The organism is Actinoplanes sp. NPDC023936, assembly GCF_040639325.1.
Classification (GTDB): Bacteria; Actinomycetota; Actinomycetes; order Mycobacteriales; family Micromonosporaceae; genus Actinoplanes.
On the sequence record NZ_JBEZZR010000015.1, the window covers coordinates 149,696 to 163,482 of the forward strand.

16 protein-coding genes are annotated in these 13,787 nt (G+C 69.4%); 7 read left to right on the forward strand and 9 right to left on the reverse strand.

The annotated features are described in order from the left end of the window. Positions 1-397: 397 nt before the first annotated feature. The 3 genes from AB0F72_RS21245 to nadA form a co-directional block, all read right to left on the reverse strand. Positions 398-1,015: a DUF3043 domain-containing protein gene (locus AB0F72_RS21245; protein ID WP_360433840.1), complete on the reverse strand. Its 618-nt coding sequence runs from the start codon at positions 1,013-1,015 to the stop codon at positions 398-400. 67 nt (positions 1,016-1,082) lie between these two features. Further along, positions 1,083-2,438, reverse strand: coding sequence for a UDP-N-acetylglucosamine 1-carboxyvinyltransferase (gene murA / locus AB0F72_RS21250; protein ID WP_360433843.1), 1,356 nt, complete (start codon positions 2,436-2,438; stop codon positions 1,083-1,085). Positions 2,439-2,635: 197 nt separating this feature from the next. Beyond that, a complete protein-coding gene (gene nadA / locus AB0F72_RS21255) occupies positions 2,636-3,805 on the reverse strand; it encodes a quinolinate synthase NadA (protein WP_360433846.1) in 1,170 nt (389 codons plus the stop codon). 70 nt (positions 3,806-3,875) lie between these two features. Here nadA and AB0F72_RS21260 point away from each other — a divergent pair, with 70 nt between their 5' ends. The 4 genes from AB0F72_RS21260 (at position 3,876) to AB0F72_RS21275 (ending at position 7,125) form a co-directional block, all read left to right on the forward strand. After that, positions 3,876-4,985: a glycerate kinase gene (locus AB0F72_RS21260; protein WP_360433849.1), complete on the forward strand. Its 1,110-nt coding sequence runs from the start codon at positions 3,876-3,878 to the stop codon at positions 4,983-4,985. Between the two features lie 119 nt (positions 4,986-5,104). Further along, on the forward strand, positions 5,105-5,473 hold the full coding sequence (gene erpA / locus AB0F72_RS21265; RefSeq protein ID WP_014441527.1) for an iron-sulfur cluster insertion protein ErpA: 369 nt from the start codon (positions 5,105-5,107) through the stop codon (positions 5,471-5,473). A gap of 132 nt (positions 5,474-5,605) precedes the next feature. Further along, on the forward strand, positions 5,606-6,583 hold the full coding sequence (locus AB0F72_RS21270) for a carbohydrate kinase family protein (RefSeq protein ID WP_360433853.1): 978 nt from the start codon (positions 5,606-5,608) through the stop codon (positions 6,581-6,583). 32 nt (positions 6,584-6,615) lie between these two features. Further along, positions 6,616-7,125, forward strand: a complete 510-nt coding sequence (locus AB0F72_RS21275) for an ATP-binding protein (protein ID WP_360433856.1) — start codon at positions 6,616-6,618, stop codon at positions 7,123-7,125. Positions 7,126-7,247: 122 nt separating this feature from the next. Here AB0F72_RS21275 and AB0F72_RS21280 read toward each other — a convergent pair whose 3' ends face one another. Together AB0F72_RS21280 and AB0F72_RS21285 are read right to left on the reverse strand one after the other, a co-directional pair. After that, a complete protein-coding gene (locus AB0F72_RS21280; protein ID WP_360433935.1) occupies positions 7,248-7,451 on the reverse strand; it encodes a sulfurtransferase TusA family protein in 204 nt (67 codons plus the stop codon). A 2-nt stretch (positions 7,452-7,453) separates the two neighbouring features. Then, the gene (locus AB0F72_RS21285; protein ID WP_360433859.1) at positions 7,454-8,593 is read right to left on the reverse strand and encodes an aminotransferase class V-fold PLP-dependent enzyme; all 1,140 of its coding nucleotides are present in this window, start codon (positions 8,591-8,593) and stop codon (positions 7,454-7,456) included. A gap of 180 nt (positions 8,594-8,773) precedes the next feature. Here AB0F72_RS21285 and coxB point away from each other — a divergent pair, with 180 nt between their 5' ends. Both coxB and AB0F72_RS21295 read left to right on the forward strand, forming a co-directional pair. Further along, positions 8,774-9,709 (forward strand): cytochrome c oxidase subunit II, encoded by a 936-nt coding sequence (gene coxB / locus AB0F72_RS21290; RefSeq protein WP_360433862.1) that lies wholly within the window; start codon positions 8,774-8,776, stop codon positions 9,707-9,709. 7 nt (positions 9,710-9,716) lie between these two features. After that, on the forward strand, positions 9,717-10,175 hold the full coding sequence (locus tag AB0F72_RS21295) for a cytochrome c oxidase subunit 4 (RefSeq protein ID WP_360433864.1): 459 nt from the start codon (positions 9,717-9,719) through the stop codon (positions 10,173-10,175). A gap of 50 nt (positions 10,176-10,225) precedes the next feature. Here the strand turns inward: AB0F72_RS21295 and AB0F72_RS21300 are convergent, their stop codons facing one another. From AB0F72_RS21300 to AB0F72_RS21315, 4 genes are all read right to left on the reverse strand, one after another. After that, the gene (locus tag AB0F72_RS21300) at positions 10,226-10,429 is read right to left on the reverse strand and encodes a hypothetical protein (protein ID WP_014441534.1); all 204 of its coding nucleotides are present in this window, start codon (positions 10,427-10,429) and stop codon (positions 10,226-10,228) included. 140 nt (positions 10,430-10,569) lie between these two features. Then, positions 10,570-11,628, reverse strand: coding sequence for an anthranilate phosphoribosyltransferase (trpD, locus tag AB0F72_RS21305; RefSeq protein ID WP_360433868.1), 1,059 nt, complete (start codon positions 11,626-11,628; stop codon positions 10,570-10,572). 25 nt (positions 11,629-11,653) lie between these two features. After that, positions 11,654-12,070, reverse strand: coding sequence for a hypothetical protein (locus tag AB0F72_RS21310; RefSeq protein ID WP_360433871.1), 417 nt, complete (start codon positions 12,068-12,070; stop codon positions 11,654-11,656). A gap of 48 nt (positions 12,071-12,118) precedes the next feature. Continuing rightward, the gene (locus AB0F72_RS21315) at positions 12,119-13,048 is read right to left on the reverse strand and encodes a cytochrome c oxidase assembly protein (protein ID WP_360433938.1); all 930 of its coding nucleotides are present in this window, start codon (positions 13,046-13,048) and stop codon (positions 12,119-12,121) included. 124 nt (positions 13,049-13,172) lie between these two features. Between AB0F72_RS21315 and AB0F72_RS21320 the strand changes: the two genes are divergently transcribed. Then, positions 13,173-13,769 (forward strand): heme-copper oxidase subunit III, encoded by a 597-nt coding sequence (locus AB0F72_RS21320; RefSeq protein WP_360433874.1) that lies wholly within the window; start codon positions 13,173-13,175, stop codon positions 13,767-13,769. Positions 13,770-13,787 lie beyond the last annotated feature (18 nt).

Consider the following 13,787-nt stretch of genomic DNA (forward strand, 5'->3'; position numbering starts at 1 on the left):
GCTGGGCCGAGCGTGGGCTGGGCCGAGCGTGGGCTGCCGAGCGTGGGCTGGGCCGAGCGTGGTGCCGGGGCCGAGCGTGGTGCCGGGCCGAGCGTCGCGCTGGGGTTGTGCGCTGTCCCGCGTGGCGCAAGCGAGATGGCGCTCCAAGCAGCGACGCCGCGCTCAGGGTGGGTGCGGAGCGCGCTGAGAGTTCCGCGCTTCGCCAAGAGTGAGCAGGCAAGGTTTTGGGCGGGGGAGGACCCACGCAGGGATCAAGCCTGACCGCCCGGAGTGGGGCCTCCCCCGCCCAAAACCGTCCCAGCCAGCGCGCCCGAAACCCCGCTAACCAGCGCGCCCGAAACCCCGCTAACCAGCGCGCCCGAAACCCCGCTAACCAGCGCGCCCCGAAACCCGGCGATCAGATCTTGGCGCCGAACGAGACCTTCGCCTTGGGGATGCGCATCCGGCGGAACGTCAGCCCGCGCATGATCCCGTACAGATAGAGCGACCCCATCCGCTGCGAACTCTCCGGGAACCGCTCCCGCACCAGCCTCTTGATCTTGCGAGCGATCAGAATGCTGTCCACCAGCACGGCCAGAGCCAGGAGCGCCCAGATCAGCGTGCTGATGTTCTGCACGGTGCGGTTCGGCACCGAGGACCCGATCAGCACCACCACGGCCCCGGCGATGAACCACGAGCCCACGGTGTGCCGGGAGTCGACGATGTCGCGGACCAGCGACCGCTCCGGCCCCCGGTCACGGGCGAGCAGGTAACGCTCGTCCCCGTTGCGCATGCCCGCGTTCGCCTCGGCGCGCTCGGCCCGCTGCCGCTCGCGCAGTTGCTTGTAGGCCTCTTTGCGGTTCTCCGGCGCCTTGTCCTGAACCCGGCGGCCGGTGGCCGTCCGCTTCGGGGTGACCACGCCCAGCTCTTTCTTGCTGGGCGTGTAGCTCTTGGGCCGGGAGTCGGCGGAGGTCGTCACCTCTTCCACCTGAGTGGGGGCGACGTCTTCTGGCTTGCGGCGAAACAGCGGGGACACGTCAGCAGCGTAGCCAAACGGCGCGGTGTGTCACACACCGCGCCGTTGATCGTGACGAAGATGCAGCTCAGGGGCGTTCGACGTGGGCGCCGAGGGCGGCCAGCTTGGCCTCGAAGTCCTCGTAGCCGCGTTCGATCAGGTTGACGCCGTAGACCCGCGAGGTGCCTTCCGCGGCCAGCGCCGCGATCAGGTGCGCGAAACCGGCCCGCAGGTCGGGGATGCGCAGGTCGGCGGCGTGCAGCTTGGACGGGCCGGCGATCACCGCGGAGTGCATGAAGTTGCGGCGGCCGAAGCGGCACGGGGTGCCACCGAGGCAGTCGCGGTAGACCTGGATGGTCGCGCCCATCTGGTTGAGCGCCTCGGTGTAGCCGAGCCGCTGCTCGTACACCGTCTCGTGCATGATCGAGATGCCGCGGGCCTGGGTCAGGGCGACGACCAGGGGCTGCTGCCAGTCGGTCATGAAGCCGGGGTGCACGTCGGTCTCCAGCGCGACGGCCTTGAGCTCGCCGCCGGGGTGCCAGAACTTGATGCCGCCCTCGGCGCCGGTCACGCCGGGACGGGCGATCCGGTCGTCGGTGATCTTCAGCTCGCCGCCGATGGAGCGGAAGACGTTCAGGAACGTCATCATGTCGGCCTGGCGGGCGCCGACGACCTCGATCTCGCCGCGGGTGGCGAGCGCGGCGGCGGCCCAGCTGGCGGCCTCGATGCGGTCCGGGATCGGCTTGTGCTCGTACCCGTAGAGCTTGGGCACGCCCTGGATCTCGATGACCCGGTCGGTGTGCACGGTGATGATGGCGCCCATCTTCTGCAGGATGCAGATGAGGTCCATGATCTCCGGCTCGATGGCGGCGTTGCGCAGCTCGGTGACGCCCTCGGCGCGGACCGCGGTGAGCAGCACCTGCTCGGTGGCGCCGACGCTCGGGTACGGCAGTTCCAGCTTGGCGCCGTGCAGACCGTTCGGGGCGCTCAGGTGCATGCCCTCGGGGGTCTTGTCGACGACCGCGCCGAACTCGCGCAGCGCCCGGATGTGGAAGTCGATCGGGCGCGGGCCGATGTGGCAGCCGCCCAGGTCGGGAATGAACGCGTGGCCGAGGCGGTGCAGCAGCGGCCCGCAGAGCAGGATCGGGATCCGGCTGGAGCCGGCGTGCACGTTGATTTCGTCGGTGCTGGCGCTCTCCACGTTGGTGGGGTCCATCACCAGCTCGCCGTCCTCGGTGCCGTCGGTGACCTTCACACCGTGCAGCTCGAGGAGGCCGCGGACGACCTCGACGTCCCGGATGCCGGGCACGTCGTAGAGATGGCTCGGTGACTCGCCCAGCAGGGCGGCGACCATCGCCTTGGAAACGAGATTCTTGGCGCCACGGACCCGGATCTGACCCTGCAGCGGCGTGCCGCCGTGCACGATCAGGACATCGTCGGTCAACGTAACCTCCAGCCGGCGGGCGATGGGTCGCCCGGTGTACGAGGGGGCAGAGCGTGGGCGGGGGTACCCGATTCTGCAACCGGGGAAGCATAGCGCTGAGTGACAACCGCGCCAGTGGTAGAGGGGTACGAAACGCCGTTGACTAAGGCAGCATTAACGAACCCATCGTAGAGATGGATTCAAATGACTACTCAGCGTTACGGCAGGGCGAGCATCTGGTCGAGGGCGACCCGGGCCTCGTGCGCGGTCTTCTCGTCGACCGTGATCACGTTCGGGACCCGGCCGGCGACCAGTTCCTCGAGCGCCCAGACGAGGTGCGGCAGGTCGATGCGGTTCATCGTGGAGCAGTAACACACCGCCCGGTCGAGGAACATGATCTGCTTGTCCGGGTGGGCGAGCGCGAGACGCCGTACCAGATTGAGCTCGGTGCCGACCGCCCAGGCCGAACCGGCCGGCGCGGCCTCCAGGGCCTTGATGATGTACTCGGTGGAGCCGACGTAGTCGGCGGCCCGGACCACCTCGTGGCGGCACTCCGGGTGCACCAGGACGTTCACGCCCGGCACCCGTTCCCGCACCTCACGGACGCTGTCCAGGGTGAACCGGCCGTGCACCGAGCAGTGCCCGCGCCAGAGGATCATCCGGGCGTCGCGCAGCTGCTCGTCGGTCAGGCCGCCCTTGGGCTTGTGCGGGTCGTAGAGGACGCAGTCGTCCAGGTCGAAGCCCATCTCCAGCACCGCGGTGTTGCGGCCGAGGTGCTGGTCGGGCAGGAAGAAGACCTTGGAGCCCTGCTCGAACGACCAGGTCAGGGCGCGCTTGGCGTTGGACGAGGTGCAGACCACGCCCTTGTTACGGCCGACGAAGCCCTTGATGTCGGCCGACGAGTTCATGTAGGTCACCGGCACGATCTGGTCGGTGATGCCGAGGTCCTCGAAGTGCTCCCAGGCGGTCTCCACCTGACCGAGGACGGCCATGTCGGCCATCGAGCAGCCGGCCGCCAGGTCCGGCAGGATCACGCGCTGGTCCGGCGTGGTCAGGATGTCCGCGCTCTCGGCCATGAAGTGCACGCCGCAGAAGACGATGAACTCGGCCTCCGGACGGGCCGCCGCCTGCTGCGCGAGCTTGAACGAGTCACCGGTGACGTCGGCGAACTGGATCACCTCGTCACGCTGGTAGTGATGACCGAGAACGAACACCCGGGAGCCGAGCGCGTCCTTCGCCGCCCGGGCCCGGGCCACCAGGCCGGGGTCGCTGGGTGCGGGCAGGTCACCGGGGCAGTCCACGCCCCGCTCGCTGGCCGGGTCGGTGCCCTGGCCGAGCAGCAGCAGGGCCAGCGGGGTGTTCTGAGGTTCGGTCCAGGTCGACGTCACGTCCCTCATCGTTACACAGGCTCCCGTACCGAGGCTGCGCCCGGACGGGGTGTGCTGCCACACTCGCGGTGTGCGCGTACTGATCTGTCCGGACAAGTTCGCCGGCACCCTTTCCGCCCCCGCTGTCGCCGATGCGATCGCCGAGGGCTGGTCCGTCCCCGATGACGTCCTTGTCCGCCGCCCACTGGCCGACGGCGGGCCCGGTTTCGTGGAGGTGCTGGCGACCGCGCTGGACGGCCGCCGCATCCCGGTCGCCACCGTCGATCCGCTGGGCCGGCCGGTGCGGGGCGAGATCTTCACAACCGGCACCATTGCGTACGTCGAGAGCGCCCAAGCCTGTGGCCTGCATCTCCTGGACACGGCCGAACGTGACCCCAAGGTGACGACCTCCTACGGACTGGGGCTGCTGCTCACCGCCGCGGTCGAGTCGGGGGCGGCCGAGGTGGTGGTCGGGCTCGGCGGCTCCGCGGTGAACGACGCGGGCGCCGGGATGCTCGCTGCGCTCGGGGCCGGCCCTGTCGACGTGTCCGGAAACGCCCTGCCCTACGGCGCCGCCCCGCTGATCACCGCGGCCGGGCTGGCCGGGGAGCCGAGGCTGCGGCAGGTCAGCCTGGTCGCCGCGACCGACGTCGACAACCCGCTGACCGGCCTGCACGGCGCCAGCAACGTCTTCGGCCCGCAGAAGGGCGCCTCCCGGGAGGACGTGCTGCGCCTGGACGCCGCACTGGAGCATTTCGCCGGTGTGCTGGAGAAGGCGTTCGGGCGTACCGGTCTGCGGGAGGAGCCCGGCGGCGGCGCGGCAGGCGGCCTGGGCGCCGCCCTGATCGCGCTCGGCGGCCGGGTGACCTCCGGTATCAACCTGGTCACCCATCTGATCGGGCTGGACGCCGAGCTGGACGCCGCCGACCTGGTGATCACGGGGGAGGGGTCGTTCGACCACCAGTCGCTGCGCGGGAAGGTGGTGGCCGGGATCGCGGCCGGCGCCCGGGACCGGGGGCTGCCGTGCGTGGTGCTGGCCGGGCGCAACGAAACCGGGCACCGGGAGGCCGCGGCGGCCGGGGTGACCGAGACGCACACGCTCGTCGAGCATTTCGGCTCGGTCGAGACGGCCCTCGCCGAACCGGCGCGCGGCCTGCGGGAACTCGCGGCACGTCTGGCGAGCCAATGGAGCAGGCCTTAGTCCGTTCCCGGGGTGGCCGGATCGAGGTGATCTAAAGAGCACCCGGATTGGGAATCTCGGGGATTGGGGTTAGCGTTGGCCTGTACGGCACAAGTCCGCACCTGGCAGGGAGATACCTAGTGACCACTGAAGCGCACACCGAGTCGACCGAGGCGACCGCCCCGACCGGCGTCACCCTCACCGACGTCGCCGCGGTGAAGGTCAAGGCCCTGATCGAGCAGGAAGGGCGCGACGACCTTCGCCTGCGCATCGCCGTACAGCCTGGTGGCTGCTCCGGCCTGAGGTACCAGCTCTTCTTCGACGAGCGTTCGCTCGACGGCGACGTCGTGAACGACTTCGGCGGCGTCGAGGTCGTCGTGGACCGGATGTCCGCGCCGTACCTCGCGGGTGCGACGATCGACTTCGCGGACCGCATCGATGCTCAGGGCTTCACGATCGACAACCCGAACGCGCAGAACTCCTGCGCCTGCGGCGACTCGTTCCACTGATTCAAAAAGCTCGACCCACTGATTCAAAAAGCTCGACGAACAGGCCGTCCCGATCGCGGGACGGCCTGTCCTCGATTAGGGGCCGGTAGTCTCAGGGCGTAACAGCCCCTGTTCCCGACCCCGAGGGCCGAAATGAAGATCGCCGTCACCGGCTCGATCGCCACCGACCATCTGATGCACTTTCCCGGCAAGTTCGCCGACCAGCTGATCGCCGATCAGCTGCACAAGGTGTCGCTCTCTTTCCTCGTCGACGATCTCGTGGTGCGCCGCGGCGGCGTCGCGCCGAACATCGCGTTCGGGATGGGCAAGCTGGGCCTGCGCCCGATCCTGGTGGGAGCGGTCGGCGCCGACTTCGCCGACTACCGGTCCTGGCTCGAGCGGCACGGGGTGGACTGCGACTCGGTGCACGTCAGCGACGTGGCGCACACCGCCCGGTTCGTCTGCACCACCGACGACGACCTGAACCAGATCGCCTCGTTCTACGCGGGTGCGATGGCCGAGGCCCGCAACATCGAGCTGGCGCCGGTGAACGAGCGGGCCGGCGGCCTCGACCTGGTGCTGGTCGGCGCGAACGACCCGGCCGCGATGATCCGCCACTCGCAGGAGTGCCGCTCCCGGGGCTACGCGTTCGTGGCCGACCCGTCGCAGCAGCTGGCCCGGATGGACGGCTCGGACGTGCTGAGCCTGATCCGCGGCGCGGAGTACCTGATGACGAACGAGTACGAGCGTTCGCTCCTGGAGACCAAGGCCGGCCTCACCTCGGAGCAGGTGCTCGACGAGGTGAAGATCCGGGTCACCACGCTCGGCAAGGACGGCGTGGAGATCACCGGGCGGGGGATCGAGCGGATCCACGTCCCGGTCGTCCCGGACGTGATCGGCGAGGACCCGACGGGTGTCGGCGACGGCTTCCGTGCCGGTTTCTTCGCGGGCGTCTCCTGGGGTCTCGGCCTGGAGCGTTCGGCGCAGGTCGGCTCGCTGGTGGCGGCCCTGGTCCTGGAGACCGTCGGCACCCAGGAGTACGACATCAAGGCCGCCGACTTCAGCAAGCGCTTCGCCGCCGCGTACGGCGACGAGGCCGCCGCCGAGATCGCTGCGCACCTGCCCAAGTAAGGCGCACCCGCCCAAGTAAGGCTAGGAAGAACATGGTTCTCGCGGTCTTCGCCGGTCTGCCCGGCGTCGGCAAGAGCACGCTCGCCGCGCAGGTGGCCACCGAGCTGCCCGCGGCGGTGCTCGCGGTCGACACGGTCGACTTCACGCTCCAGCGGTACGGAGTGCAGGAGCACCGGCCCGGCTACGCCGCCTACGGCGTGGTGGCCGCGCTCGCCGAGGAGCAGCTCAGGATCGGCCACAGCGTGATCATCGACGCGGTGAACCCGGTGAAGTCGGCCCGCGAGCTCTGGGTGGAGCTGGCGGACCGGATGGACGTGCCGCTGCGCGTGGTCGAGGTGCTCTGCGGCGACGACGCGGAGCACCGCCGCCGGGTCGAGGCGCGGTACGCGGCCCGCGACCACGAGGGCATCCCCGACTGGGTCCGGGTCCTGGAGCGCCAGGCGGAGTACGAGCCCTACCTGGGCCCCCGCCTGGTAGTCGACACCTACCTCGCCAAAGACCCCGTCCCACAAGTGGTCTCTTATCTAGGTAACGGCCGCTGAACCGCGATTGCCGCCGGTGAGTTGGCACGCGGTTTTCCGACGCCGCGGGGTTTGCGGTGGCGGAAAACCGCCTGCCAACTCACCGGTTACAAGGCAATCGCCGCGGAGCGAAGCGGAGCCGGCTAGCACAGTCTCCTGACGTCGAACGTGTGGCCGTGGCCGGCGACGAACTCCTGCCCCTTCATGCGGCACCAGGCGGGAATGTCGTTGGCCGCGGCCGGGTCGTCCGCGAGCACCCGGACGATCTCGCCGATCGCCACGTCCGGGATCGCCTTGGCCAGCTTGATCACCGGTAGCGGGCAGCGCTGACCGAGGCAGTCCAGCATGATCACAGCCCGGCCTCCTTCCGGATGTCACCCACCAGGCCGGGCAGCACCGCCAGGAACCGCTCGATCTCCTCGGGCGCGGTGTCCCGGTGCAGCGACACCCGGACGTTGCCGTGGCTGAGCACGCCCATCGCCTCCAGGACGTGGCTGGGCCGCAGCGTGGACGACGTGCACGATGAGCCGGACGACACCGCGAAACCGTGCCGGTCCAGCGCGTGCAGCAGCGCCTCGCCGTCCACGTAGAGGCAGCTGAACGTGACCAGGTGCGGCAGCCGGTCCACCGGGTCGCCGACGATCTCCACGTCCGGCACTGTCGCGGCCACCCGGTCCCGGATCCGGTCGACGAGCGCGCTCAGCCGTACCCTCTCGGACTGCGCCTCGGCCGCCACGGCCCGCAGGCTCGCCGCGGCCGCGACCACCGCGGGCAGGTCGAGCGCGCCCTGCGGGCGCGGGCGATAAAGATCATCTTGCGGCAGCGGTGAGATCCACCGCACACCCTTGCGCACCACCAGGACACCCACGCCGGGCGGACCGCCCCACTTGTGGGCGCTCGCGCTGAGCAGAGACCACCCCGACGGTACGGGCATCCGCCCCACCGACTGGGCGGCATCCACGAACAGCGGCACGCCCGCCTGCGCGCAGAGCTCCGCGGCGGCTGCCACCGGTTGCACGGTGCCCACCTCGTGACTGGCGCTGATCAGGCTCGCCAGGGCGACGCCCGGCGCCGCGACGGCTCGTCCCCAGGCATCCAGGTCGAGCCGCCCGAGACGGTCCACACCCACCTCGGAAACGTCCGACCAGGAGAGCAGGACGGCCGAATGCTCGATCGCCGAGCGGACCAGAGTGGTGCCGGCCCGCTTCCGTCCGGCCAGGCCACCGAGGACAGCCGCCTGAACGGCCGATGTGCCGGAGGGCCAGAACGAGACCTCGTCCGCCCGTACCCCCAGAATCTCCGCGACCACCGCGGTGGCCGCCTCGTGCAGTTGCTGGGCCCGCCGCCCGGCCGCGTAGAGCCGCGCCGGGTCGGCCCAGCCGTCGGCGAGCGCTGCCAGCAGCGCCTCCTTTGTCACCGGATGGAGGGGAGCCGCGCTGGCGGCGTCCAGGTATACCGGCTGCCCGGCCGGATCGCCTGTGTAATCCACACTCCGAACGGTATCGTCCGGTTGTCAGGGAGAACGGTGCCCTGGACTTTGCTTTCGACCGGCTGCGGCCCCCCGGTGGCGGGCAGTCCGGTCTTGGTCGAGTAGTGTGCGACCGTCGGTGAGCCTTGCCGCCAGGTGTCCGTTTTCGGGCCGGCGGCGCTGCTAAGGAGGCAGAAGCAGGTGGGCGCAAGGAGTTCGGCCACACGGCCGCGGGCAGTAGGCCGAGCGGCCGGGCTGGGTCTCGGCGGTGCGACGCTGCTGACGCTGCTCTCGGGTTGTTCGCTGCAGGACTGGGGAGACACGTTCAGCCACTTCGGATGGCCGAGCAGCGGTATCACCCTGCAGGCACACGAGATGTACGACCTGTGGATCGCGTCGGTGATCGCGGCACTGGCCGTCGGTTTCGGCGTGTGGGGTCTGATCTTCTGGTGTGTGATCCGGTATCGCAAGCGCGGCGACGAGCTGCCCGTGCAGACCCGGTTCAACATGCCGATGGAGATCCTCTACACGGTCACGCCGGTCCTCATCGTCGCGGTGCTCTTCTACTACACCGCGATCGTGCAGACCAGCGTGGACAAGCTGTCGAGGAACCCCGACCAGGTCGTCGAGGTCGTCGCTTTCAAGTGGAACTGGCAGTTCAACTACCGCGACGGCATGGGCGAGAAGGCCAACACGGTGGCGTCGACCATCGGGTCCTCGGACGTCATCCCGATCCTGGTCCTGCCGGTCGGTCAGAGCATCCGCTTCGAGGAGACCAGCAAGGACGTCATCCACTCGTTCTGGGTGCCGGAGATGCTGTTCAAGCGGGACGTCTTCCCGGGCAGCGTGCGCAACGTCTTCGAGGTCACGCTGGACAAGGAAGGCCGCTACGTCGGGCGGTGCGCGGAACTCTGCGGCACCTACCACGCCTTCATGAACTTCGAGCTGGTCGTCGTCTCCCCGGAGAAGTTCAACCAGTTCCTGGACTCGAAGAAGACGGGCGCCTCGACGCAGCAGGCGATGGCTGCGATCGGCTTCACGGGTGCGGAGTCGTACGCGACGACCACGTCGCCGTTCAACACCCGCCGCCAGACGCACAGCTGGAATCAGCCCGAGACCGTAGCCGCAGGGAAGTAGGGGCGACGTGCGCACCGAATACAAGATCTTCGCCGGCGTCGCCGCCTTCCTCTTCGGCGCGGCGCTGGTGTACGGCCTCTACACGGACGGCACCGGCAACGCGTCCGGCACCAACGGCGACGGCTTCGAGGGCGGCGTCGAGTGGGTCGGCACGGTGGCGCTGATCCTTTCCGGCCTGCTCTGCTCGATGTGCGCCGGCTTCTTCTGGTTCGTCGCCCGGCGCATCGACCTGCGCCCGGAGGACCGGGAGGACGGCGAGATCGCCGAGGGCGCCGGCGAGGTCGGCTTCTTCAGCCCGGGCAGCTACTGGCCGTTCGGCATCGCGCTCTCCGCGGCGATCGCCGGCCTCGGCCTGGTCTTCTGGATGTGGTGGCTGCTGGCCTTCGGCCTGATCTGCGTCATCTTCTCGTCCTGCGGGCTGCTCTTCGAGTACTACACCGGCACCCGGCACCCGGCCGAGCACTGAGCACGACGTAAAAGGCCCGCACCCCTCGAGGGTGCGGGCCTTTCGTCATGTCATGCCGCGCGGCGTTGCTCGGGAGCTATCTTGCGGCTGGTGGGCGGCAGCCACATGTGTACGACGATCGGCGCGACCACCTCTGCCGCACCGCAGCGGGTGCAGACGAGCTCGGGGCAGTCGTCGTGGCCGTCCTCGCAGGGCGGGACCTCGAACAGCATGTCGCCGTCACAGATGGCGCAGCGGAGTTCGCGTTCGCGCACGGGTTTCTCCTTCCCCTCGCCGGAAAGCCCTTCGTGGAAGCGTCAAAATTACCCGAATGTCATTCAGACGTTGTCATGCATTTCGGACATATCCGGGCATTAGCGTCGGCGTGTTGCCGGGTTTTGTCACCCGGCAGGATTTACTCGGCCGCTTTCGCCGCCCGGGCCGCGGCCACCCAGCGCTCCAGCTGAGCCGTCACGGCGCCGGAGTCGATCGTGTCCTGGGCACGGGCGATTCCGGCCCGCAGCGTGTCTCTGAAGTCGCCGGGGAAGCCACTCTGTGCCGCCAGGGCCGCCGCCGCGTTCAGCACCACGGCGTCCCGGACCGCCCCGGCCTCGCCGGCGAACGTCCGGTGCGCCACGTCGGCGTTGAACGCCACGTCGCCGCCGCGCAGCGCGTCCGGCGCGCTCCGCGGCAGGCCCACCTCGGTCGCGTCGACCAGAAGCTCCTCCACCGCACCGTTCCGGGCCAGCCAGATCCGGGTCGGCGCGGCAGTGGTGAACTCGTCCAGGCCGTCCTCGCCGCGCATCACCAGCGCCGAGTCGCCGCGCCGGGCGAAGACCTCGGCCATCACCGGCGCCATCCGCCTGTCGAAGCAGCCGACCGCGGCCGCCGTCGGGCGGGCCGGGTTGGTCAGCGGGCCGAGCACGTTGAAGAACGTCGGAACGCCCAGCTCGCGGCGGGTCACCGCGGCGTGCCGCATGCCGGGGTGGTAGCGGGCCGCGAAGCAGAACCCGATGCCGGCCTCGGCGACGGTCCGGGCCACCCCGGCCGGGCCGAGGTCCAGCGGGATGCCGAAGTGCTCCAGCAGGTCGGCGGTGCCGGTGGTGGACGACGCCGACCGGTTGCCGTGCTTCACCACTGTCACCCCGGCGGCGGCCGTCACGATCGCCGCCATCGTCGAGATGTTGACCGTGTTGGCCCGGTCGCCGCCGGTGCCGACCACGTCGACAGCGCTGGTGCGCACCTTTTCCGGCAGCTCCACCAGGGTGGCCGCCGCCAGCATCGCCTCGACCAGGCCGGCCAGCTCGGCGGGCGTCTCGCCCTTGGCGCGCAGCGCCACGGCGAACCCGGCGATCTGCGCCGGGGTGACGTTGCCCGCCATGATCTCGCCCATGGCCCAGGCGGTGTCCGCGGTGGCGAGTTCCTCGCCACGGATCAGAGCACTCGTCAGGTTGGGCCAGGTACGTGCGGCCATGGCAGGGCCTTTCGTCAAAGGGGGTTTACTGAGACTGGGTGCCGAGCGGGATGGCGCCGGCCCGGCGGGCGCGCAGCAGGCCGGCCACGGTCTGGCCGGTGGTCACCGGGTCGAGCGGCGCGAGCAGGGTCGCGTCGACCTGCGAGTACGCCGCGAGCCAGCGGTCCGCGGCGCGGGCGATCACGACGCAGGTGGGCGGGGGAGTCAGGTACTCGTCCTTGGTCTGCCGGGCGATCCCGAGACCGCCGGCCGGCGCCGCCTCGCCGTCGAGGACCATCAGATCGATCTCGTACTCGTCGAGCAGGCGGCGGCACTCCTCCCAGGAGGAGGCGTCGGCGAACTCGACTTTCAGGTCTGCGGCGGGCCGCGGGCCGATGGCGAGCCGGATCCGGTCACGCACGGCGGCGTCGTCGCTGTAGAGCAGAACGGTGTACTCGCTCATCTTGTGCCCCACCTCACGTCTTGAGTCCCGGAGATCGTACCGAATCTGTTATTGAGTGTCCGGCTCCGGTCGCGGGGCGCCGGCGGCGGCCGCGGCCTCCTCGCGATCCAGCGCCCGGTCGATCCGCTTCGCCTCCCGCTCCGACTGCCGGACCCACTGCACCACCAGGATGCCGAGCATCGTGACGCTGACGATCTCGCCGCCGGCCCACAGGATGCCGCCCGCCGTGACCTGGTCGGCGTGCGGATCCATCCAGGTCAGGCCCAGGTTCGGGTACCAGTCGCCGCCGAGCAGCTCCTTGCTCTGCATGATCGTCAGACCGAGCACCGTGTGGAACGGGACGGAGAGCACCATCAGCAGCGCCCGGCCCGGGTACGGCCAGCGGTTCGGCAGCGGGTCCAGTCCGAGCAGCGGCCAGAAGAAGAGGCATCCGGTCACGATGAAGTGCAGGTGGATGAACTCGTGGAACCAGACGTGCTCGAGGGTCAGCCGGTACGCGCCGGTGAAGTAGAGGACGAACGGGTTCGCGATGAAGATTCCGAACGCGACAAGGGGGAACGTCAGCACCCGGACGTACCGGCTGTGCAGCAGTTTCAACAGGACCTTGCGCGGCTTCTTGTCGAGCACCCGCAGCGCCAGAGTGGTCGGCGCGCCCAGGGCCAGGAAGATCGGCCCGACCATGGAGAGCACCATGTGCTGAACCATGTGCACCGAGATCAAGGTCGTGTCGTACGCCTCGATGCCGGTCACCGACACCGCCGCGATGGAGCCGAGTCCACCTGCGACGAAGGCCGCGGTCCGCCCGCCCGGCCAATGGTCGCCACGCTGACGCAGACGCCAGACGCCGTACAGGTACAGCGCTGCCGAGACCACCAGTCCTAGTGCGATCAAGCTGACCGGGTTGAACTCGGTGAAGATCGCCGCTGGACTGAAAGGCGGGAGTCCAGTATCCCCGCTGGACGCCGCGAGGAGGGGCATTTCGTCGAACAACACCCCTTGAGGCTAGGCCTACCCGCTGGTCACAGAATATTCCGGGCTGTCTTCGGTGCCGGATTGGGGACCCCGGGGGACCTTGGGCCTGGTTCGGATGAATAATGAGGCCGTGACTGCGGCAGCCATCGACAAGAGCCGGATCCACTCGCTGACCCGACCCAACATGGTCAGCGTCGGGACCATCGTGTGGCTCTCCAGCGAGCTCATGTTCTTCGCGGCGTTGTTCGCGATGTACTTCTCCATCCGGGCCGCGGCGCCCGAGCAGTGGGAGGAGCACACCGCGCATCTCAACATCCCGTACGCGACCACGTTCACCGTGATCCTGGTGCTCTCCTCGGTGACCTGCCAGCTCGGCGTGTTCGCCGCGGAGAAGGGTGACGTGTTCGCGCTGCGGCGCTGGTTCACGATCACCTTCGTGATGGGCCTGATCTTCGTGCTCGGCCAGGCGAACGAGTACCGCGAGCTCGTCCACCACGGTGTGAAGCTCAACGGTGACGGGTACGGCTCGATGTTCTACCTGACCACCGGGTTCCACGGTCTGCACGTGACCGGTGGCCTGATCGCCTTCATCATCTACATGATCCGAACGACCATGGGCCGGTTCACGCCGGCGCAGGCGACGTCGGCAATCGTCGTCTCGTACTACTGGCACTTCGTGGACATCGTGTGGATCGCCCTGTTCGCCATGATCTATTGGCTGCAGTAGACCAGCGCCTACGGCGAG

Bases quoted from the DNA above. Each gene is read 5' to 3' on its own strand.
- AB0F72_RS21280 (WP_360433935.1), bottom strand. From the start codon at position 7,451: ATGCTGGACTGCCTCGGTCAGCGCTGCCCGCTACCGGTGATCAAGCTG.
- AB0F72_RS21270 (WP_360433853.1), top strand. From the start codon at position 5,606: ATGAAGATCGCCGTCACCGGCTCGATCGCCACCGACCATCTGATGCAC.
- AB0F72_RS21275 (WP_360433856.1), top strand. From the start codon at position 6,616: ATGGTTCTCGCGGTCTTCGCCGGTCTGCCCGGCGTCGGCAAGAGCACG.
- AB0F72_RS21310 (WP_360433871.1), bottom strand. From the start codon at position 12,070: ATGAGCGAGTACACCGTTCTGCTCTACAGCGACGACGCCGCCGTGCGT.
- AB0F72_RS21315 (WP_360433938.1), bottom strand. From the start codon at position 13,048: ATGCCCCTCCTCGCGGCGTCCAGCGGGGATACTGGACTCCCGCCTTTC.
- trpD (WP_360433868.1), bottom strand. From the start codon at position 11,628: ATGGCCGCACGTACCTGGCCCAACCTGACGAGTGCTCTGATCCGTGGC.